Below are 23,533 nucleotides of genomic sequence, written 5' to 3' on the forward strand. Positions count from 1 at the left end.
TTATGAATAGAAAAATGCAAAATCTGGAATCAGAACGGGCTGGAATCTGGAATCAAAGTAATTTGGAGGCTGGAATAAAATATAATTATCAATTAACAATAAACAGTCATCAATTAATTATTAACCAACAACAACCGGCAATAAACAACCAACAATCAACCATTTCAATCTACTTCAAACTTTGTGCTTTAGTGATTTTTGTACTATTAAGTTTCACTGCTTACAGCCAAAAAGTACTGAGCAATATTCTCTATGATTCCACTTTTTTGCAAGGAATGAAATATCGCTTAGTCGGACCTTATCGCGGAGGCAGAGTTACCGCAGTTACAGGGGTGGCAAATGAAATCATGACCTATTACTTTGGCGGCACAGGTGGGGGCGTTTGGAAAACGACAGATGGCGGAATTTCTTGGAAAAATATCTCAGATAACTACTTTGCTTGCGCTCCTATTGGAGCAGTGGAAGTCGCACCTTCGGACAATAATGTAGTTTATGTAGGCACAGGCTCAGCGGCGATTCGGGGGAATGTTACCATAGGTTGCGGAATGTATAAGTCCACTGACGCAGGAAATTCATGGAAACCTATCGGTTTAGATAAAGCTGGGCAAATCGGAAGAATTGCCATTCACCCACAAAATCCTGATTTAGTATATGCTGCTGCCTTAGGAAATCCTTTTGCCAAGAATAAGGAAAGGGGTGTTTTTAGAAGCAAGGACGGCGGAAAGTCTTGGGAAAAAGTCTTGTTTCTTAACGACTCGACAGGTTGTGTGGATTTGGTGATTGATGTGAAAAATCCTCGCGTGCTGTATGCAGGAATGTGGAGAGCGGAACGAAAATCTTGGAATATGATAGATGGAGGGCATACAGGAGGGCTTTACAAAAGCACTGACGGAGGCGATACTTGGAAAAAATTGGGAGGTGGTTTCCCTGATTCGGGTTTGCTGGGCAGAATTGGCGTAGCCGTTTCCCCTGTGAATCCCAATAGAGTTTGGGCTATCATAGAAACTGCAGAAGAAACCAAAGGGGGGGTGTATCGTTCTGATGATGCGGGAGAAACTTGGCAGAGAGTAAACAGAGAACACAAGTTGCGTCAGCGAGCTTGGTACTACAACAATATTTATGCAGATACAAAAAATGAAAATGCGGTATATGTTTGCAACGTGGACTTTTTCAAAAGCATAGACGGAGGAGTTTCTTTTTATGAAATAGATACGCCTCACGGAGACAATCATGCCCTTTGGATTAATCCCAATTTCCCTGAATACATGATTCAAGGTAACGATGGAGGAGCAAATGTTTCTTTTAATGGAGGTCGTACCTGGTCGAGCATCTACAACCAACCTACGGCAGAAATGTACCGAGTTACGGTAGATAACCAATTCCCTTATCGTATCTACGGAGCGCAACAGGACAACACTACTATTTCCGTTCCGAGCCGCAACAATGGTGGTTTAACTCCCTATCAGCATTGGTACGCGGTAGCAGGGGGCGAAAGTGGGCATATTGCCGTCGACCCTCGCAATCCTAAAATTGTCTATTCAGGCAATTACATTGGTTTGATAGACCGTATAGACCTCGAGAAAGGGCATGAAAGGAATGTAGTCGCCTATCCACAAATGCACGATGGCGTAGCCCCAAAAGACATCAAATATCGCTTTCAATGGAACGCACCGATTCGCCTTTCCCCTCACAATCCTGATGTGCTTTACCACTGCTCGCAGTACGTTCACAAGTCCATAGACGCAGGACAAACTTGGCAGGTCATCAGTCCAGATTTGACGACCAATAACCAAAAGTATCAAAACCTACCCGGTGAACCTATCCAGCACGACCACACAGGCGTAGAACTTTTTACTACCATTTTTGCTTTTGAGGAATCGCCTATTGAAAAAGACGTGCTTTGGGTGGGGAGCGATGATGGTCTGGTGCATATTTCTATGAATGGAGGGAAAAATTGGCAAAATATCACTCCACCTTTTATGCCCAAAGATGCTACGGTGAATATGATAGAAGTTTCCAACCATGCCAAAGGTCGTGCTTTTTTGGCGGTGCATAAGTACAGGGAAAACAATTTCCAACCTTACATTTTCCTCACAGAGGACTACGGAAAAACTTGGAAACAACTCACTGACGGCAAAAATGGAATCCCTGAAAATCACTTTGTAAGGGTGGTAAGAGAGGATAAGGACAAAAAAGGCTTGCTCTATGCAGGCACAGAGTACGGGATGTATATTTCTTTTAATGAAGGCAAAACTTGGCAATCTTTCCAACTGAATTTGCCTATAACCCCTATTACCGACTTGGCAGTGCATCAAAAAGACTTAGTAGTAGCAACACAAGGGCGTTCTTTTTGGATTTTAGACGATTTAAGTCCTTTGCACCAATTTTCAGAAAGCCTAAAACAAGCCAAAGTCCAACTTTTTAAACCAAGAACTGCCTACAAAGCCCAATTTAGCGAAAGAAGAGGTGCTAACTTCCCTGAACCCGCTCCCAATGGGGCTATCCTTTATTTTTACTTAACAAAAGGCTATGAAAGCAATGTCAGGATAGAAATTTTAGATAAAAACGAACAGATGGTGAAAGTTTTTGCTACCAAAGCTGACCGAGAGAAGAAAGAGCAGAACATAAGTGCAGTAGCGGGAATGAACCGCTTAGTATGGAACTTGAAAGGGACTGCCCCTGACATAATAGAGGGTTCATTTTTCTCCTTAGCCGATGTAGGGGGAATTAACCTGCCCACAGGAAAATACCAAGTGCGACTGACAGCAGGAGAAATTGTACAGAAGCAAGAATTAGAAGTTTTGAAAAATCCTAATTGGACAGTAACAGATGAGGACTTACAAGCCCAATATACCTTAGCCAAAGAAATAAAAAGCAAGTTATCAGAGTGCCACCAAGCTATCCGAAGGCTCAGAGATGTGCGTTACCAACTTACTGATGTATCCAAAAGAGCGATAAAAGCAGGTTTCAGCAAAGAAATAGAAACACAAGCCAACGAAATTATCAAAAAACTCAATGCCTTAGAGGAGGAACTTATCCAAACACGTAGCGAAAGCGGGCAAGACCCTGTGAACTACCCTCCTAAGTTAGACGACCAAATTGCCTACCTTTACAGCGTAGTGAACTACCAAGATGCCAAACCCACGCAAGGCTGTTATGAGCGTTTGGAGGATTTAACAAAGGAACTGGCAGTGCATTTAGACCAACTGAAAGTACTGCTAAGTACAGGACTAAAATCGTTTAATGAGCTTCTCAGCAAAGAAGGAGTCAATCAGGTAATTGCCCCGAGAAGGTAAGCTAAAAATAAATCAAGTAGGTACGAGTTCCCTGACTCGTACTTACCTAATTCAAAAAACTATTTTTTCTTTAACTCTTGCCATTGGAGGTAAGTCGCTGACCGCCACAGCCATTCTAAAATCCCATAGTGAAACCTACTGAGCCACCAACGGCTAAATACTATCTGCATAGCATAAATTCCCAAAGCCATGAGCAGCAAAGACGCATTGCCCAACTTTCCAATGAGATTTAAACCGTATCCATAGAAAATAAAAGTTCCAATAACAGCTTGCATTACATAAGTGGTTAAACCCATTCTTCCCACAGGATACAAGCAAAGCAAGATTTTTTCCCACTTTACTTTTTGAAAAAGTAAAATAACCCCTGTAATGTAGAGAAAAGGCAAAGTAACATTCGCCGCATCAAAAATAGTCCCTCCTAAAAGCATTAACCAAGGGGCTGGGGGTGGATTGCCTCGATAAATCCCCATGACTATCGCTACAATAAGTAAACTCACCACAATAGACCACGCACAATATTTGAAAATTCGCCTTACCAAAGGCAAATGCTCAACTAAATTTTCAAAAATCCTCTTTCTCCCTACATACAATCCCAGAATAAATAAGCCCATAGTCAGCCAAATTCTTCCTGAACCTATCTGAAAATTGATTTTATCGTCTAATTCTCCCAATAGATTTTGCTTGGCGATAGCCCACCAACTTCCCGTTTTTATCAAGTCAAAATATGCTTTATTTGCTTTTTGATAATCTTCTACCTCAGTCTGTGGGGCAGGGTTAGATTCTTGACTTTGCATAGTTTGTGCTTGTGAAGAACTTACAAAAATAGATTTGCCTACTTCTATGCTTCTCTCTACAAAACCAACTACATTGAGTACAAGGGCTAAGGAAAGGATTAATAAGATTTTATCATTGAAATATTGGCAAATAAGCAATACTAAACCCAAAATAGCGTATAGCATCAAAATATCGCCACGATAAAACGCCTGGTGAACCGCTCCTATACCCAGTAGGATTACTAATCGCCAGAGAAACCTTCCTGTATATTTTTTGCCTTTTTCCTTCGCTTGATTCATCTGAATAGCGAAACTTAGCCCGAAAAGGAAGGAAAAAATAGGGAAAAATTTGCCTATAATAAAAATACCCATGAAAATTGATATACCCATATCCAAAGGAGTATTCTTGGCAAAAATAGAACTGTCGCCTGCATAGTATTGCTCTACTACATGCACGATGATAATACCAAGCAAGGCAAAGCCACGCAAAACATCTATGATTTTGATTCTTTCTACAGATGTTATTTGAGGAGAAGGTGCGATAGCTATGGAATTAACAGCAGTCATTTTCATAAAGAGATATAAGTTTAAGTTTTTATATAAATTAATTTTTGACAATGATGTAAGATTAAATAGAAAGGTTGCTCGGCGTGAAAAAAAATTAGCTTATCGTCAATAACTTTTTCGCAAATTCAATACCGCTTTTTTAAATCTTTGATATAGAGCAACTTACAATTATCATTAAAAATAAAATATCCGAAAACGAACATCATTGATGCCATTTTCGGACATAGATTTTGCAATCGCTTGTTTTGTTTGGTCAGCAAAAAGCGGTGGTGCTTTCAAATGTATGATAATTTTACGTGTTAAAAAAATCTGTTTTCATCGGTACAATCTGTGTCATCAGTGTTCCAAAAATAATACGGATTGGGCTGATAAACACAGATTTTTATTCAACAAATACTTTTCTCATCAAATTGATAACAGGTAGATAAAATACCATCATACAATTGGAATCATCGCCCAGATTTTTTGAGTAATTCATCAGTGAAAATCTGTCTAATCTGCAAAATCTGTGTTCTAAAATTATTATCTAAAAAAGCCATCTACTTAACTAATTGATTAAGAACAAATAAAAATTTAGTTACTACAAAAATATTACCTGTCTGGGGTAATGTAATAGTACAAAAGCACCAAAAGTGCGCTAAGCACATCAAAAAAATCAGTGATATGCTGTACTTTAGACGCACTATCCCTATCTCTAATTGATACAGAACTATGAGTTCAAGGTACAGTTCGTATTGATAATGCTATTATTTTTCTATTTGTGCATTTATCAAAGCAAGCAAATTGTCCACATGGCTTTGATTGACGAAGGTTTGCCCGATAACTACTCTTAACGTAAAAATTCCTCTGAGTTTAGTATGGGTTAAAAAGACCTTACCTGAAGCATTCAGATTGTCCATGATTTTTTTGTTGATGACTTCTAATACTTGCTCATCTTGGACATGGGCAGGCTTGTATCGGAAACAAACAAGGTTCAGAGAGATAGGTGCAATGAGTTCAAAATCAGGGTTTTTAAATAATTGCTCTGCAAAATAATTTGCCAGTTGGAGGTGGGTGCGCAGGATATTTTGCAAGCCCTCCACACCATAAGTCCTCAGTACAAACCATAGTTTTAAAGCCCTAAATCTTCTGCCTAACTGTATGCCCCAGTCCCTATAATTGTTCACTACTTGGTCGTTTTTTGTTTTGAGGTATTCAGGCAAAATCTCAAAAGTACGAATCAGATTTCCCTTGTCCTTGACATAAAAAGCCGTACAATCAAAATTAGTCAAAAGCCATTTATGTGGGTTAAACAAGTAGCTATCAGCTAATTCTACTCCGTCTATCATGTATCTTTTCTCGGGCAAAATCATGGCATTACCTGCATAAGCCGCATCTACGTGTAGCCAAATCTGGTACTTTTTACAAACCTCTCCAATTTTTCTCAATGGGTCTATGGCTGTGGAGCTTGTAGAGCCTATAGTAGCCGTTACAAAAAGAGGTGTAAGCCCCAGTGCTAAGTCCTTTTTAATGGCTTCTTCTAACTGCTCTGGGAGCATCGCAAAAGCCTCGTCAGTAGGTATTTTTCTCAGGTTTTCCTTGCCCAGACCTGCTATTTTTATATCTTTTTCTATGGAGGAGTGTGTTTCCTCAGAGCAGTACGCAGTGAATCGTGGCGAGTTGGCAAAGCCTTTTTCATTGATTTGGTAGTTGGTGTATCTCTCTCTGGCACACAACAAGGCACAGAGCGTTGCCGTAGAAGCTGTATCTTGGATAACCCCATGAAAATCAGCAGGTATTTCGCACATTTGAGCCAGCCATTCCATCATTCTTTCCTCTAACTCTGCGGCAGAAGGAGAAGTTTGCCAAATCATGCACTGCGCCCCCATAGTTGCTATGAGCATCTCCGCCAATACAGAGGGCGGACTGGCATTGGCATTAAAGTAAGCAAAAAAAGAAGGGTGCTGCCAGTGGGTCATTCCTTTCATAATCACTTGTTGGAAATCTGCAAAAATACTTTCAAAACTTTCTCCTCTTTGTGGGGGATTTTCAGGAATCTGCTCGTAAATTTCTTTGGGTTTTACTTGGGCTAAAACAGGGTACTGTTCTATATGTTCATAGTAATCTGCCATCCAGTCTGCTACCTGATGAGCATATTTGCGGAAATTACTGATATTCATTGGCTTCTATAGCTTTTATTTTTCCAACTCTATTATCATAGCACTTTGGGCGGGAAGGTTGATTTCTTGGAGGTCTGCCAAAGTTTGCCCTGAAATAATCTCTTTCCCTTTGTTTATGCCTTTCAGAAATTCCTCAAAACGTTTGGTATTCAACTTCTTACTTTCTTTCCCTGTATGGATAATGACCATGACTTTTTCCTGCTCATTGTGCCTGAGATACACATACGTATCATTGTCAGGAATAAAGTGCGTGAGTTTTCCCGTATGAATGACTTTTTTATTTTTACGCCAGTTGGCTAATTTTTTTAAATAATTCAAAGCCTCGCTCTGAGCGGAAGTAAGTCCCTCATTTTTAAATACATTCACCTTATCTCCTGCCCAACCTCCTGCAAAATCCTGCCTGACATAGCCATGCTCGGGTCCGCCTGTCATCAGCACCTCTGTACCATAGTAGAGTTGCGGTACGCCTCTCATGGTCATCAGCAAAGCCAAACCCATTTTGTATTTATTCAAATCTTCGCCTACCACTGTATAAAAGCGGGTTAAATCATGATTATCCAAAAAAATTACATTTTCCATTGGGTTTTCATACAAAAAATCCTCCGCCAAAGTATGATATACCCTTGACAAGCCATTATTCCAACCATTAGGCTCGTTCAATGCTGCATTAATCGCCTCATACAAAGGAAAATCCGTAATGCTTGGCAGATGAGAAATGTGCCTATCCCTATTTTTTGTCCCTTTGAGCCAATAAGATTCCATTGGAACGGAATGAATCCAAACTTCGCCTACTATGTTAAAAGTCGGGTACTCGTCCAATAAGGTCTTCGCCCAAGTTGCCATGAACTCTTTGTCGTTATAAGGGTAAGTATCCATGCGGATTCCGTCTATGCCTGCATATTCTATCCACCATAAACTATTTTGAATCAGATACTTGGCAAACAAGGGATTGGTTTGATTGATGTCAGGCATAGTGGTATCGAACCAGCCTTTTTCCATGAGCATTTTGTCATTTTCCGAAGCATGGGGGTCAGAAGCAGTTGCCAAGCGGTAGTTTGACCTTGTAAAGCTATCAAATTGGTGAATCCAAGAGGCTTCGGGCAGGTCTTTCATCAGCCAGTGGTGCAAGCCGATATGATTAGCAACCATGTCTTGAATGACTTTTAAGCCTAACAGGTGTGCTTGATTGATAAAATCCAAGTAGGCTTGATTTCCTCCAAATCGCTTGTCGACATTATAGAGGTCGGTAATCGCATAGCCATGATAAGAGGACTGAGGCATATCATTTTCCAAAACAGGATTGAGCCAAAGGGCAGTTACGCCTAAGTCTTTGAGATAAGATAAGTTATTAGTAATTCCCTGTAAATCACCGCCATGCCTTCCATAAAGTTCATTCCTATTTGCCCTCTCCAACATTCCCTCTACATTGTCGTTTTCAGGCACAGCATTGGCAAAGCGGTCAGGCATGATGAGGTAAATCAAATCAGAAGCATCAAAACCCTGTATTCTATTCTTGTCTTTGGATTTTTCGTTAAGTTTGTAATTGATTGTTTTTGTTTGACTTCCCTGAGAAAAGACAATGGGCAGTGTACCTGCTTTTTTCCCCACAGTCAAATTCAAAAAAAGATAATTGGGATTACTTACTTTTCTCACCTCTTTTAATATGGCTAAGCTATTTCCTAACTTGACATTGGCTTTGGCAATATCTTTCCCATGTACTAAAATCTGCACTTCTGGGTTTTTCATGCCCACATACCAATTAGGTGGCTCTATATGAGCAATTTCTATTTGGGCAAAGGCAGAAAAGCAAACCCAAAAAGCAAGACAAAGCAAATATATTTTTTTCATTTTCAAATCGTTAAAAATAAGTCCTTACCTCATTTTTAATAAATCGCAAGGCATGCCCTGTGATGTCATCTTGATTATCTATTACTCTGGCAAATATTTTCTTGACCAACTGCAAAGCCGGTTCATCTTTTTGCAATTCCGAAGCAGCATCATTGATGAGAGCGAGTAGGTTTTCTACTGCATCTTTGATGTGTTGCCAAGCCTCATCGCTCATATAAATCTGCTGAGAAAGATTATGGTTAAATTCTTGCCTAATCTCAAACAAAAGTATCTCCTGCAACTCCCCCACGTTATACGCATTGTCATTAAGCCTGATAAGCAGGTTGTTAGGTGTCATTCTTTCCAAAAACAAAGACATTCGCTCATATGCTTGCAGACGCAAAGGCAAAACGGTTTCTACATTTTTCGCTTTAAGTTTAATAAGCTGATTGTCAAAATCTTTACTTAAAAAAGACTTTACAGTGAGGTACATTCCGTACAAAACCAGAGAAGAAGGCAGGATAATTTTTACTAAATCAAGCAATAGCTCCATGGTCAAATAATTTTTTTAAGAATTTTGGATTCAAAGTTATAGATAAGATTGTAAATTCAAAACATTAGACAGAGTTTACTATCATAATAACAAAAACTTAAAAAGGTACAAGGTAGGGAAGAATAAAAAAATTTAGATAATATTTGACAGAGGCGGGAGAAGTAATTTAGGCATTCCGCTACAAAAACTTGTATTTTTTTCTTTTCATTCGTATCTTTGAAAAAGTGAATTTTCTACATAGAATAGAAAAACTTAATGGAAATCATTAATTATCCTATTAAACCCGAGAAAGAAAAAGCATGGCATTACAAAAGCCATCCATATTTTACTAAGCAAGCACATAATGTTGTTTCTGCTTATATAGAGCATTATTCTAAAAAAGGAGATACAATTCTTGACCCTTTTGGAGGCACAGGAGTAACAGCGATTGAGGCTTTAAGGCTAAGAAGAAAAGCAATCGTAATAGACACGAACCCTTTAGCTTGTTTTTTAGCAAAACAAACATGCTGGAAAGTAGATACAAACAAATTAGCTACTACTTTTTCTGATTTAGAACATAAAGTAAAAAATGATATTGAAAACTATTCTATGCTTTCTGATTCTGAGGCTCGGAAAGAGTTAGAGATAAAAAAATTTTGGTTTCCTAAAAATGTAAAATTAGGAAAAAGCAGTAATACGACTTATGTAGAAGACCTTTTTACCCCTCGACAACTACTCATCTATGCTTACTTATTGGAAGAGATAAAGAAAATCAGTGATATAGAAATGCAAGAAATGATGAAATACGTTTTTTCATCAACTATGGCAAAAGTAAATTTGACTTATTTGGATAATCCTAATCGAGGTGCAAACGGAGGCGGTCCCGCTATTTTTGGAGCTTATGATTACTGGATTCCTTCCAAAATAGTTGAGTTACCTGTTTGGAGGAACTTTACTAAAAAATTTGAATATATTTTGAAAGGGAAAAAAAAGTGGAATGATTTACTTAATGGCTATGAGGCAAATGAGAACTTACAAGTAATTCATGGTTCTGCTTTGGAAATTTCTAAATATATTCCTCTTGATAGCGTAGATTATGTCTATACTGACCCACCTTATGGTCATAATATTGCTTACTTGGATTTATCAACTATGTGGAATGCTTGGCTGTTTCCAGAAATTATTGATAAGCAATTAAATATACTTTTAGAACAAGAATGTATAGAAGGAGGCTCACTACAAAAAACACAAGCTACTTACGAAGAACTTTTCACAAAAAGTTTTGAAGAAATTGGTAAAGTCCTGAAAAAAGATGGCTGGTTGAGTTGCGTTTTTGCTCATAAAAAATTTGAGTTTTGGAATACTATTGTTGAAGCCTGCGAAAATAATGGTATGGAACTAAAAGGCTCTGTTTATCAACCACAAAGTAATGGCTCTTTGAATTATAAGAAAAATCCTGCTAATGTCTTATGCAGTCAGCGTATTGGAAATTTTAAAAAAACATTTGTAAAGCCAGTCAGGCAAAAGCCTGATGATTTGCAAAAATTTATTTTAAATGAAGTAGAAAGGGCTTGCTTAGAAATGAATGGAGCAACTTTGGATATGATTTATAACAGAGTAGTGGATAAACTGACTGATAACTTGTTAAATATTGAGGCAAAAAAGAGAAGTTATACAAGTAGCAACAAGCTAAATAATTTATTAGAAAGCCAAGATAATATTTTTTATGATAGTGCCTCTAATCTTTATTATGTACGTGGTAGGAAAGATGAAGATGAGATAAGAAGACAATATTATGCAAATAAAGATGAGTTACGCATTTATTTGCGAGAGTTACTCATTAAAAACAAGGCAATGACTATAGATGAAATACACAAGGAACTTTTTGATATTTTTGCAGAAGATAAAAAATTTCCAATAGAAAAAGATTTGCCTATCTTGCTCAATGAAATCGCTTTTCAAAGCACAAAGACAGGCAATTGGATGCTCAAGCAAAGTTCCCCTATTACGCTGGACTTTGGCAAAGCAATAGAAAAAAAGAGGCTTCTCAAAATCAAATCCAATAAGCATACTCATAGCGAAATTATTTTTCGTTTGGTAGAAATTGGCAAGTATTTGGGGTTCCAAACTTGGATAGGCAAAAGAGAACAGATAAGTGATAGCTTCCAAGGAATCAAGTTCTCTGAAATTTCTTTACCTACTTTTCCGATTATGCAAAATATCACAGAGTCTCAAAAAAGTAAAATACAACAAATAGATGTGATTTGGATAGACAAATTGGGATTTCCTCGCTATGCTTTTGAGATAGAAGAAAGCACCACCATAATAAGCGGTTTTGAGCGATTTATGAATTTATTAGACGTACAGCATGATATAGCCCAAAAACTATTTATTGTTGCTCCTAAGTCAAGAGAAAAGAAATTAAATGATGTATTTAGAAATTCGACTTACATAAGGCATCCCATTTATTTAGAAAACAAAGTTCAATATCTGTTCAAAGAAGACCTTATCAATTTCTATGATAATCATACAGATAAAGACTTTACTGAAAATGACTTGAAAATATTATTCGGTAGTGTACAAATTTGATTTTATACTCAAAATAAAATGGTTGTTTTCCGCAACCTTAATCCCTTTCTCCTGTTAAGAAAGGGACTTTCCAGTAAAGAAAATTTCCAAACCACTTTTGATTGAATATAATAAGCATTAAAAAACGCCTTTCTCCATCACAAATTTTGGCAAAGGCAAAAGCCACTCTTTTGTAAACATTTTCCTAAATTGCAGAAATAAATATAAAAGTATCCAAAACTTTTGCAAACAAATGCAAAAACTTTTGCAACGAAAATATAAGGATAAAACGTATTGGCACTGCTGATGTAACTTTCTGAAAAATGTATAACGACTTAGGTTATGAATAAAAAATATTTGCTCGCTTTTGCGTTCTTATTTGTCTTTCTACTTTGCTTTCTTCCCTTTACAAGCTATGCTACGCACATTGTTGGTGGAGAATTGGAAATGACACATATTTCAATGAACAATTATCGCTTTCGATTGATTTTGTATTTTGATGCGGTCAATGGAAATCCTGGTGCCTTAGACCAAAATGTAAACGTGCATACTTTTGCTAAGACAGGAAACAGGTTTGTGCGAAGCTATTTGTTGCCTCTGACTTCCAATACCTTAGTGAACTATACTAATCCTGCTTGTGCCGTAGGCAGTCTGGTTACAAGGCGAATTGTTTATGAACGTACCTTCACTTTGAATCCGAATGAGTACGCTGACCAAGGTGGCTATTACGCTGTTTGGGAGCGTTGTTGCAGGAATGGGGTAATAGATAACATCGTCAATCCGGGGGGAGCTGGACAGGCTTTTTATATGGAGTTTCCCCCCCTAATCCGAAATGGTCAGCGATTTCTCAATTCCTCTCCTCAACTTTTCCCTCCTTTAAGTGATTATGCTTGCGTGAACCAGCCTTTTTTCTTCAATTTTACTGGTACTGACCCTGATGGAGACCGCTTGGAGTATTCTCTGAAAGCTCCTACCAATGGTTTTAGCAGCGTACAAAACCCCTTGCCACCTAATCCGATTGCCGGACCTTATCCCTCAGTGCGTTTCATCAGTGGGATTGGTGTAAATAATATGATTCCGGGCAATCCCCCTTTGAGCATAGATGCTACGGGTATTATTAGGCTAAATGCCTCTCGTACAGGACTTTTTGTCTTTGCTGTTTCTGTCAAAGAGTTTAGAAACGGCGTGCAAATAGGCGAAGTAGTCAGAGAGTTCCAATTGATGGTCTTGGACTGTCGCACAGCCAACCCGCCTGTGGGACGCATTGCCGACCCTGCTAATCCAGCTCGCTTTTTGACGGATAGAGATACGATTAAGTTCAAACAAGGAGAGGCTAATAGATGCACTAACTTGCGAATCACAGACATAGACCCTAATACCGTTATCAAACTAAGAACCCTTGATGTCAGAGGAACTGGCGCAGGCATTACGCTTTCCGCTATGGGGGGAAATATTCCCAATGCCAATAGTGCCTTAAATATTCAGGTCTGCGCTCCTGAGTGTCCCCTGCCTAATGGAGGGCTGTATTCTACTGATATTATCATAGAAGACAATAGCTGTGCCGTTCCCCTTTTGGATACAGTGAGAATCAACATGTTAATAGAACCTAAAAAGCAAGACCCTCCCATCATTACTACGAGTTTGGCAAAATACGATTCTTTGAAAAAGGAATACACCATAGAAATAGAACAAGGAGAACCCATTAATTTTGAAGCGATTGCCAGAGATTTGCAAAACGAACAAATTAACCTGACCGTGCAAGGTTTAATAGCAGGCATGAACTTCCCTAATAGTTTATCAGGAGGCTCACCCTTGCGGGGCAGTTTCTCTTGGACTCCGCCTTGTAACCTGCTCCAACCCAATGAGGACGAGAGAGAATTTGTTTTGACTTTCAACTCTACCAAAAAACCGAAATGCGAGCAGGAAATCAAAAGCACTACCACAGTGAGGATTATTGTCAAAAAGAAAAAGCAAAACAACCCTGCTGTTCTCTCTGCCAATTTAGTCTTTGACCCTGTGCGGCAGATGTATGTAGATACGGTTTTTATAGGGCAAACGACCACCTTTACCGTCAGAGGCACTGACCAAGACAAGAACGACAGTTTGGCGCTGAGTGCCAAAGGGGTAGGATTTGACATGGCAAGCGTAAGAGCCAATTTCCCTACTCGTGGAGGTATTTCTTCTGTTAGCCAAATGTTTTCTTGGCAACCACCTTGCGACATTTTCCAAAATAGCAATTTGGACAGCAAGGAATTTATTTTTGACCTCAATCTCAAAGAATACAATCGCTGCAAAATTTTACTTGCCGATTCCATAGTCAAAGTAGCGATTTTAGTACAAAGAAAAGAAAACCAAAAACCCATAGTAACGCCCGAAATCCAGTACGATGCCGCCAGACAAGTCTATGTGGCAGAGGCTTTTGTGGGAGATAGATTGAACTTTTTTGTCAGAGGTGATGACCCCGAGAAGGACAGCATCACCATGACTTACCAACTGCTTGGCGGAGGGAATGCGCAGGCTTTGGGCATGAGTTACCCTACGCTCTCAGGCAGACCGATTTTGCGAAATAGGTTTAATTGGCAGATTCCCTGCGATGCCCTCAAAGATACGATTAATCCGCAGGAATATACCTTACTTTTTTTAGTGAGAGATAAAGACTTTTGCGGGCAGGCGAAAACAGATACTGCCAAAGTAATCCTCACCGTCAAACCAAGAACTACGCCTAATCGCCCTCCGAGAGTAAGTACGAACTTGCCTTTTGATGAAAAAGAAAAGGTATATGTGGATACCGTTTACATAGGTAATAGTATCAATTTCAATGTATTGGCAAGTGATGTGGACAGGGATTCGGTGGTGATAGAAGGTTTGCCCGAAGGTTTCCGCTTTTCAGATTTCCGCATGGTATTCAGAGATACTTCGGGTATAGCACCGCTCACCGCTCCTTTCCGTTGGCGAACTACTTGCGATATGCTCAACTTGGCTTTGGGCGAGTTTCAGAAAGAATTTTTGATTACTTTTAAAACCAGAGATTTTCGTCTGTGCCAAAGAACTTTTAGGGATTCTGTCAAAGTAAAATTGGTTTTAATTTACCGTGCCGCTAACAATCGACAGCCTAAAATCAGTACTGACCTCGTTCAAAATCCTAATACCTTTGTCTATTTCAAGGAAGTAATTGTTGGAGAAACAATTAGATTTAATCTGTTAGGAGAAGATGCCGATAGGGACAGCGTAATCATAACGGGCAAAGGAATTGGCTTCAATTTCAAAGACGTAGGTATCCAATTCAACGATACGAAGGGAGTCGCTCCGCTTGTTGTGCCTTTTACTTGGCAGACAGCCTGTGCCCTTTTACAAGGGAAATTTGATGCACCCAAAGACTTTGATATGATTTTTAGCATCAATGACTTACGCCCTTGCAACCTCAATAAATACGATTCTATTAGGGTAAAAATTAGGATTTATCCAAGACCTAATCCCAATCCACCTAAGTTAGTTGCAGATTTGAACTATGACCAAGCAAAGCGTGAGTACTTTGCCAGCGTAGCCCCTCGACAAAGTTTGAATTTCAGACTGACAGGAACAGACCCAGACAGGGACATCATCAGCATTACAGGAAATGGCATTGGCTATGATTTCAAGGATTTTAATATGCAATTTACACCAGTAACAGGCACTTCTCCGCAAACCACTACCTTCAGCTGGGATACGGATTGCGATATGTTGGCAAGGCGAAGTGAGTACCCTATGCAGTTCATTGTCAAAGACCAAAACTCTTGTGGCGTGGAAAAAGCGGATACAATTCGGGTAAGGGTCATTTTAGAGGATTTTTCCGAAGATGTCAATTTCCAACCTCCTAACGTTTTTACGCCTAATGGCGATGGGAAAAATGATACTTACACCATTCCAAACCTGCCTCCTGATACTTGTAACGATGAGTTTGAGAAAATAGAAATCTATAATCGCTGGGGAACCTTGGTATTTAGTAGTACAGACCGCAATTTTGCATGGACTGGGGGAGATTTTCCTGCGGGAGTATATTTTTATCATTTGTTTTACAAGAAAAAAACTTTCAAAGGTACAGTAACTATGTTGAGAGGAAATTAATGTATTTTTGTTTAATCAAACAAAATCCAAGCTCAAAGTATTTTCAATCTTTATGAAAAAATTTATTCTTATCTCTCTTATTTTCATCAATATAGTCCTATTGGCGGCTATCCTTTTGCCTATCATCTATGCAGATGAAATCAAGGCAAAAATTACGGAAGAAATCAATAAAAATATCAACGCCAAGGTATATTTTAAGGATTTTAGCTTAGGCATTTTTAGGGATTTCCCCAACCTAACTGCCTCTTTGGACGATTTTGGCGTAGTGAATCTTGCTCCTTTTGAGGGCGATACCTTACTTGCTGCCAAGAGTTTTGGCATGGGCATCGACTTTTGGAGTTTGTTTGGAGAACAGTTTAGGATAAATGGTATTTTGCTCAACCAACCTAAAATCAAGATTAAGGTCTTAAAAAATGGTGATGCCAACTACAATATTGCCAAAGAAACCACTGAAACAGAAGCAGATACCGCTCAGTCTTCTTTTTCTGCCAAAATTGACCATTGGCAAATCAAAGATGGCTTTTTTGTCTATGATGATGCAGTATATCAGACCTTTATGGAGATGAAAGGCTTGAATCATGAAGGAAAGGGCGACTTTGAAACGGACTTGTTTGACTTGGGCTTGAAACTGAAAATTGAGAGTTTTACTGCAAGCTACGAGAAAACTAACTATATGAATAAGAAGCAGATAGAGGTAAAAATGACTTTGGGGGCGGACATGAAAAACATGAAATTTACCTTTAAAGATAACGAATCGCGCATCAATGACTTCGTTTTCGCTTTCTATGGTTGGTTTCAAATGTTGGAGAATGGCTATGACATGGATATCAGTTTGAATGCCAAACAAACTGATTTTAGAACTTTATTGTCCTTGATACCAAGCATTTATACAGAAAATTTCAAAAGTATCAAAACACAAGGCAAGGCAGTTTTTGAAGGCTATGTCAAGGGTATTTATAATGACAAGCGTTTCCCTATCTATAACCTTCGTTTGCAGGCTTTTGATGCGATGTTTCAGTACCCAAGCCTGCCTATGCCTGTTACCAATATCAATGTAGATATGGAAATAGACAATAAAGAGGGGGTATTGGAAAAAAATGTGGTGGACATTCGCAAGTTTAGCATGGATTTGGGGGCAAACCCTATCAGCGGAAAACTGAGAATCAAAGGCTTAACCAAATATAATCTTTCCGCAGACGTAAAAGCAACAGTGAATTTGGCTGAAATGACGCAGGTTTTTCCGATTCAAGGGACTACCCTCAAAGGGTTGTTTGACTTGCGACTTGTAGCCAACGGGGACTATGACGAAAAGCTCAAATCTATTCCCAAAATAGACGCTCAAATGAGTTTGAAAGACGGTTATGTGAAGTCAGAAAGCTATCCTGTCCCCATAGAAAATATGAATATTCAGGCACTTGCCAAAAATGAAACAGGCAAAATGCAAGATACTTATGTGAATTTGCAGAAATCAGCTATTCTCTTGGAAGGCAAACCTTTTGAGGCGAAAGGTACGTTTAAAAATTTTGATGATTTGGAATACGACTTGACTGCTAATGGAGAAATAGATTTAGAAAAAATTACTAAAGTCTTTCCATTAGAAAATATGACTGTCAAAGGCAATATCAAAGCAGACTTGGCAACCAAAGGCAAACTCTCTGATGCTCAGGCACAACGCTATGATAAACTGCCTACAAGCGGAAAAATGGAAATCAAAAATTTGGTTTATACCAGCCCTTCCGTAGCCCAACCTGTTAAAATAGATGAGGGCGTCATGACTTTTACCCCACAAAAAATTATCTTGGAAAAATACAAAGGCTACATGGGCAAAAGTGATGTGAGCATGACAGGAGAACTTAGCAACTACATTGCTTTTATTTTGAAAAAAGACGGTATTCTCAAAGGAAATTTGAACCTTACTTCCCAAAAATTAGATGCCAATGAGTGGATAAGCGATGAAAGCAAACCTGATACAGCCCAGTCGCCTCCTTTGGAAGTCATAGAAGTTCCTAAAAACATAGACTTTACTTTTAATGCCAATGTGGGAGAAATCCTATATTCCAGCTACAAAATGACAGACAATAAGGGTTTAGTTACCGTGAAAGATGGCATATTAAAATTGGATAATTTCAATTTCTCCATGCTTGGTGGCAAATTCATGACCAGAGGGACTTATGACCCTCGCAACTTGGCACACCCACTTTTTGATTTTGGCTTCGCTATCAAGGACTTAGGTATCCCTAATGCCTTTGCTAATTTTACTACGGTCAAGACTTTTGCTCCTATCGCCAATGGTGCGTCGGGCTTTTTTTCCACCGATTTGAACCTCAAAGGCGAGTTAAAAAACGACCTCATGCCCAATTTGGCTACTCTCACAGGCTCAGGACTAATACAAATAGCAGAGTTAGGACTAAAACAATCGGGATTGTTAGAAAAAATAGGTCAGTTTACTAAACTCAATAATTTGGCTGGGCAAGTTAAAGACTTACTTTTGAAAGCCCAGTTTGTCAATGGGAAAATGTTTGTCGACCCTTTTGATGTCAAACTCAATGATTACAAGGCAAATATCGCAGGAAGCATTGGCTTTGATGGAGCGATAGACTACTTCCTCAAATTGGACGTACCTAAAAACCAGATGGCGGCAGAACTCAGCCAAAAGTTAGACGCAATCACAGGGGGTACTCAGTCGCAAAACCAAACCGTACAAGTAAACCTAAGAATTTCAGGAACTTACAATAATCCGCAGTTCAAGTTGGAAAAAGGTGGCACAGCAGAAGCTATCAAACAAGAGATAGCTCAAAAGATAGCCCAAGAAAAAGAAGTAGCCAAAGAAGTAGCAAGGGAAACAGTGAGAGATGTTGCCAAAGATGCTTTTAATCAGTTGCTTACAGGGGGAAATAGGAATGACAGCACTGCATTAGGCGACAGCACCAAGAAAAGCGGTACAGTCCTCCAAAACATAGGCGAAACTTCCAAAGACAAGGTAAAAGATGCAGCAAACAAGCTACTCAACCGCTTTGGCATAGGCAAGAAAAAAGAGGAAGTAAAGGCGGATTCGGTGAAGAATTAAGGGTGAATGAAGAAATGATACTTATTCAGAAAACTTGGTTTGGAGAAGCAAGTAGAAGTTTTGGGGCAACTGCCAGCTACTTTCATTTTTTTTCTTATATTTGCTTACCAAAAATAAGGAATTTATGGCTATCATCATAGAAACACGTAGCTTTGAAAAGTTCACAGATGAAGAACTCTATGCTTTTTGCATGGCAAACAAAGACTTGCGTATAGAAAGAAACTCAAAAGGACAGTTAGAAATTATGCCACCCACAGGATTAGAAACAAGTTTTCACAATAACGAGCTTGGTAGAAGGCTTGGTAATTGGAACTATGAAAAGAAATTAGGCTTTGTAAGCGAATCTAATGGGGGCTATATTCTTGCTAATGGAGCGATGCGTGTACCTGACATCGCTTGGATAAGCAAAGAAAGGTGGGCTACAGTACCTACTGAAGACCGAAAGAAGTTTGCCCATGTCTGTCCTGATTTTGTGATAGAGTTGCTTTCAGAATCAGATAGCTTGAAAGAGGCAAAGGAAAAAATGGAGGAATGGCGAGCAAATGGTTGTCGCTTAGGCTGGCTCATCAATACGAAAGACAGAAATGTATTTATTTACAGGGAAAACGGCGAAATTATTATCCAATCTTTTGAGCAAAAACTTTCAGGAGAGGGAGTATTGGTAGATTTTGAATTGGATTTAAAAGAGATTTTTACCACACAATAAGCCAAGCGGTTTAGGAAAGCCAAGCGAAAGTTTCCACTGCTTCCGAACTTTTAAGGTTTTGAAAAAACTTTTCATGTTTGGTTATAATGAACCTCAACGCAATTTATTTTTTGTAAAATATTACTTGACGTTTTACTTATATTTGTTTACAAACTCTACGACCTTCTGATTAAAAAGCGTTTTTTCTTCAATGTATGGACTATGTGCCGAGTTTTCAAAAATGAAAATGGATTTATCTGATGTGGGTGTTCCTATATGGATAAAGGCATCATCTGAGAGTTCTACTGGAATGGCTCCATCGTGCCTACCCCACAATATCAAAGAGGGAATCTTAATCTTAGCAAGATTAATGTAGGGTTGTAAAAAACTTTCAAGGGACTGTTGGTGAATGTAATGATTATTTGATAGAAAATCAAAACCGGTTGAGCACGAAAAAAATATATTGTTCAGATTGGCATAATTATATGTTTTGCTGTACCAATAACCGCCACACTTCTGAACATACTTAGCATGTTGGTCGGTATGAGGATAATGCAATAAATCGTTGGTGGTCTTAGAAGCATAAAAATCTAAGACTGATTGCCAGTCAGAGTTGGGGTTTTGCTGGATTTGTTGTCTGGCATAATTTATCACAAATTGGCTTGATTTAGAAAAACTTAGCGGAACATTATGCAGCCCATCTATCTCAACCCAACCTTTTATGTTATTAAAATTCTTATCAGAGGCATAGGTCAAATAAGAAACTCCCAAGCCCCCACCCCAGCTATGCCCCATCAAGAATATTTTGGGCTGATGGTATAAATGATTCAAAAGTGCAAAAACTTTGTCAATATCTTGGTGATACTGGGGTATATTGATGCTATTTTTAGGGGCATTTCCTTGTGAAATTCCAGAGCCTCTCTGCTCCCAATACACTACAGCATACTTGCTTTCAATATCACTGAAAAATCCCCCAAACTCATCATAAAATGCACTTGCCCCAGGACCTCCGTGAAGGAACAAAATGAAAACTCCCGAGTTTACATTTCCTTTTACGTATAATGGCATATCCGAACCATTACTTCGCAGCATAAATCTATCTTGATTGCAACTTTGCATACAAAAAAGTAACGCAAAGCCAATTATTGCTTTTTTCATCTTTTTAGATTAAGCGTTAAGCCCGACTGTATGTAAGGGTTGATTAGAAATTTAGTATTAAAAGGATACATATAGTATGCCCCTAAGTTCAGATACCAAGATGTTATTTTACTTTTTCTATTCCAGTAGTATTTACCAAATCCTAAGGCATAATTTGGAGCGAAATAGTTTGCACCTGCCAGCGGAATGTGCTTCACTTGTCCTTTGTTATCTACTTCAAAAACTTTTGTGTCATAAAATGTTCTTAGGTATCCAAGCCCAACGACAAGTTCTAAGTAGATTCCTTTTTTAAAAACCAACTGATAAGCCATTTCACTACTAAATAACAAGCCTAAGTGGTTGTTTTTGTGATAGTAGAGGGTAAATTTATTTTTTGATAAAAACCGTGAGTGTAACTTTAAATGTAAGGTATCGATTTTATTTGTTTTATGAAAACGATAGTTTACCCCCAAAGAAATACCCGCATGGGTAAGATTTCTTCCAAAGTATGATATATCATACATAGGTTTGTTTTCCTGCCCAAAACAAATCAATGGACATAAAACAATAAGGAAAAGATAAACTGCTCTTGTCATGACCGTGCCTTTAAAAAAAATAGTCAATCAATAGAAAAGACTTGGCAAAGGCGGGGTTACAGCCCTATTGATTCCCTGCAATTTGTTGGTTTAGCCTCTCAAACTTACTAATAATTTCATTTAATTTATGCTGTTGTTTTTTAATTTGTTTAGGTCTGAAATAAAACCAATTGAATAAAATCCAAAGTACTGTGAGTCCGTACACTGCCAAAGCCCAAGCGATACTCATTTTGCTTGCATATTCGTACATATACAAAGCGATACCTAATGACAACAAGACGAAATAAGAGTTCAATATGGTGGTTTGCATAAATTGTTGTTTTTTCTTTATGGCTAATAATGCTTCTAAGTATTCTTTATTGCTTATTTCTGTGGTAGTTATATTAAAAACAGGCTTGTTTTTGTTGTTGGCAAACATATAAATTGCCATCGCCAAAACTATCAATACAATTCCTATTTTGGTAGTAAGCATCGCAGGCTGATAGTACACCCAAATAAAAATAATGAATGCGGAAGTTGCCACTAATAATATGTTCGAGAATATTATTTTTCTAATATTTTCTTTCTTAAACGCCTCCATTTTTAATAGCAATTCTTCTTTGTCGGGTTCTGCTACTTTTTGCTTTGCCCACAAGTCCTTGAAGTTTATATCGTTGTCCATATTTCTTTTAATTTTTGTGCTAACTTTTCTTTGATTCTATGTATTTTCACTCTAACGTTACCTTCTGAAAGCCCAACAATTTGGGCTATCTCAGCCTGTTTTACGTCTTCCAATTCTAATGAAATAATAATACGCTCTATCTCAGGAAGTTCGGAGATACATTGGTATAAAAACTGAATATGCGATTCCATACTTTCGCTATTATCTTCCTGTAAATGAGTAGGTAATTTCACTTTTTGTGTGCGATTTTGTTTTTCTATTTGTCGCAAACAATTATTGCTTGCTATTCTAAAAATCCAAGTACCTATGGCAGATTCATTTCTAAAATGGGGCAGCTGTTGCCACACAATAACAAAGGTGTCTTGTGTTAAATCTTTCGCCAAGTCAAAGTCGTTTACATAGCCCATGCACAAGCGAAATATTTTCTGCCAATAGGTACTATAAATATGGTCGAAATTCATCTTATTTCATTGTTATAAAAGTTTTTAGTTGGCTCAAATACCAATCTTTATCGTCATACATAATAAAGTGTAAACCTTTATTGGCATATTGCAGATTGGCTGTTTTTAGGTTTTTGTATTGAGCGTCTATTTGGGGCTTGATATTGACAAAATACGATTCTAACAAAATTAAAGAGGGACATTTAATCGCTTTTATCTTTTCCCGCAAGTCGACGTTGTAAAAATCGCAATACATAGTGGCAAAAGTTTTTTTGTCTGATTGCACACTCCATCGCACCACCAAATCTTGCTTAGTAGTATCGGCAACTAATTGAGGAATAGATTGTTTTTGTATTTGGTAAAACTGCTCGTCAGTTAAACCCTCCATTTGACTAATCATTGGCGAACAGTCATTGTTTTCCTTAGAAATGAAATCTGGATTGGAAAGTGCTTGTAAGCAAGGCAAGGCATCAACTACAATCAATTTACTAAGCAAGTCAGGAAAATCCGAAGCAATAGCCATTGCCAAACCACCGCCCATGCTGTGTCCGACAAGAATAGGTTTATCAATTTTATTGTCTTTGATAAACTGAACGATACTGCTTGCCCAATTTTTAAAACTTGCGTTGGCTTGCGGTTTTACGCCTGCAAAACCTGCCATCGTTACGGTGTAACAAGTGTACTCATTTTCAAACTCTTTTTTAGTTTCGCTCCACACTTCTCCTGAGCAGGCAAAACCCGGAATAAAAATAATAGCTTTTTTTCCTTTTCCACTTTTGTTAGACTCAAAAGTATAATTATTTGTTTGCCCAAACCCATTGATAGTCAAAGCAAAAAATAAGAAAGCGAAGGTAATTTTTACTGCGTTCATCTTGACTAATTTTTAATTTTTCTAATTTTTTGTCTTTTAGATACGCAGGCGACTAATTTGTTACAAAAGTTGCAAACTTTTTTCTAAATATTACTTTTGCTTTGATTTGCAATGTGCTTATGAAGTTTTTTGGAGTCTATTTTCACTTTGAGGTACAGCACAATTACAAGGACTTAGAATGCAGTAGTGCCTTTCAAAACATTGATTGGCGAAATTTTCCTCCAAGATGTTAAAAAATGCAGTAAATAAA

14 protein-coding genes are annotated in these 23,533 nt (G+C 38.2%); 5 read left to right on the forward strand and 9 right to left on the reverse strand.

All coding sequences use genetic code 11. The annotated features are described in order from the left end of the window. Positions 1-191 precede the first annotated feature (191 nt). On the forward strand, positions 192-3,296 hold the full coding sequence (locus BM141_RS00655) for a WD40/YVTN/BNR-like repeat-containing protein (RefSeq protein WP_177217219.1): 3,105 nt from the start codon (positions 192-194) through the stop codon (positions 3,294-3,296). A 59-nt stretch (positions 3,297-3,355) separates the two neighbouring features. Here BM141_RS00655 and BM141_RS00660 read toward each other — a convergent pair whose 3' ends face one another. The 4 genes from BM141_RS00660 to BM141_RS00675 all read right to left on the reverse strand — a co-directional run bounded on the left by BM141_RS00660 (position 3,356) and on the right by BM141_RS00675 (position 9,175). Beyond that, positions 3,356-4,642 (reverse strand): DUF418 domain-containing protein, encoded by a 1,287-nt coding sequence (locus tag BM141_RS00660; RefSeq protein WP_091538339.1) that lies wholly within the window; start codon positions 4,640-4,642, stop codon positions 3,356-3,358. A gap of 740 nt (positions 4,643-5,382) precedes the next feature. Continuing rightward, positions 5,383-6,795, reverse strand: coding sequence for a pyridoxal phosphate-dependent decarboxylase family protein (locus BM141_RS00665; RefSeq protein WP_091538340.1), 1,413 nt, complete (start codon positions 6,793-6,795; stop codon positions 5,383-5,385). 15 nt (positions 6,796-6,810) lie between these two features. Further along, on the reverse strand, positions 6,811-8,643 hold the full coding sequence (locus BM141_RS00670) for a glycoside hydrolase family 13 protein (RefSeq protein WP_091538343.1): 1,833 nt from the start codon (positions 8,641-8,643) through the stop codon (positions 6,811-6,813). A 10-nt stretch (positions 8,644-8,653) separates the two neighbouring features. After that, complete coding sequence (locus BM141_RS00675; protein ID WP_091538345.1) at positions 8,654-9,175, reverse strand: DUF7935 family protein; 522 nt, start codon at positions 9,173-9,175, stop codon at positions 8,654-8,656. A 255-nt stretch (positions 9,176-9,430) separates the two neighbouring features. On the opposite strand from BM141_RS00675, the gene BM141_RS00680 reads away from it, so the two are divergent. The 4 genes from BM141_RS00680 (at position 9,431) to BM141_RS00695 (ending at position 19,599) form a co-directional block, all read left to right on the forward strand. Then, positions 9,431-11,743, forward strand: a complete 2,313-nt coding sequence (locus BM141_RS00680) for a DNA methyltransferase (protein WP_091538347.1) — start codon at positions 9,431-9,433, stop codon at positions 11,741-11,743. 321 nt (positions 11,744-12,064) lie between these two features. Continuing rightward, positions 12,065-15,826, forward strand: coding sequence for a T9SS type B sorting domain-containing protein (locus BM141_RS23500; RefSeq protein ID WP_091538349.1), 3,762 nt, complete (start codon positions 12,065-12,067; stop codon positions 15,824-15,826). A 52-nt stretch (positions 15,827-15,878) separates the two neighbouring features. Continuing rightward, positions 15,879-18,893, forward strand: coding sequence for an AsmA-like C-terminal region-containing protein (locus tag BM141_RS00690; RefSeq protein ID WP_091538351.1), 3,015 nt, complete (start codon positions 15,879-15,881; stop codon positions 18,891-18,893). A 124-nt stretch (positions 18,894-19,017) separates the two neighbouring features. Further along, positions 19,018-19,599: a Uma2 family endonuclease gene (locus BM141_RS00695; protein ID WP_091538353.1), complete on the forward strand. Its 582-nt coding sequence runs from the start codon at positions 19,018-19,020 to the stop codon at positions 19,597-19,599. Between the two features lie 132 nt (positions 19,600-19,731). Here BM141_RS00695 and BM141_RS00700 read toward each other — a convergent pair whose 3' ends face one another. From BM141_RS00700 to BM141_RS00720, 5 genes are all read right to left on the reverse strand, one after another. Continuing rightward, positions 19,732-20,736, reverse strand: a complete 1,005-nt coding sequence (locus tag BM141_RS00700) for an alpha/beta fold hydrolase (RefSeq protein ID WP_091538355.1) — start codon at positions 20,734-20,736, stop codon at positions 19,732-19,734. After that, entirely contained in the window at positions 20,733-21,239 is a 507-nt protein-coding gene (locus tag BM141_RS00705) for a hypothetical protein (protein WP_143090734.1), read from the reverse strand. Before BM141_RS00705 ends, BM141_RS00700 begins: the two co-directional genes overlap by 4 nt. Positions 21,240-21,375: 136 nt before the next feature. Beyond that, on the reverse strand, positions 21,376-21,972 hold the full coding sequence (locus tag BM141_RS00710) for a hypothetical protein (RefSeq protein ID WP_091538359.1): 597 nt from the start codon (positions 21,970-21,972) through the stop codon (positions 21,376-21,378). Further along, the gene (locus BM141_RS00715) at positions 21,957-22,433 is read right to left on the reverse strand and encodes an RNA polymerase sigma factor (RefSeq protein ID WP_091538361.1); all 477 of its coding nucleotides are present in this window, start codon (positions 22,431-22,433) and stop codon (positions 21,957-21,959) included. Before BM141_RS00715 ends, BM141_RS00710 begins: the two co-directional genes overlap by 16 nt. A 1-nt stretch (position 22,434) precedes the next feature. Further along, positions 22,435-23,283 (reverse strand): alpha/beta fold hydrolase, encoded by an 849-nt coding sequence (locus tag BM141_RS00720; protein WP_091538365.1) that lies wholly within the window; start codon positions 23,281-23,283, stop codon positions 22,435-22,437. Between the last annotated feature and the right edge of the window lie 250 nt (positions 23,284-23,533).

Source organism: Thermoflexibacter ruber (assembly GCF_900113045.1).
Lineage (GTDB): Bacteria > Bacteroidota > Bacteroidia > Cytophagales > Thermoflexibacteraceae > Thermoflexibacter > Thermoflexibacter ruber.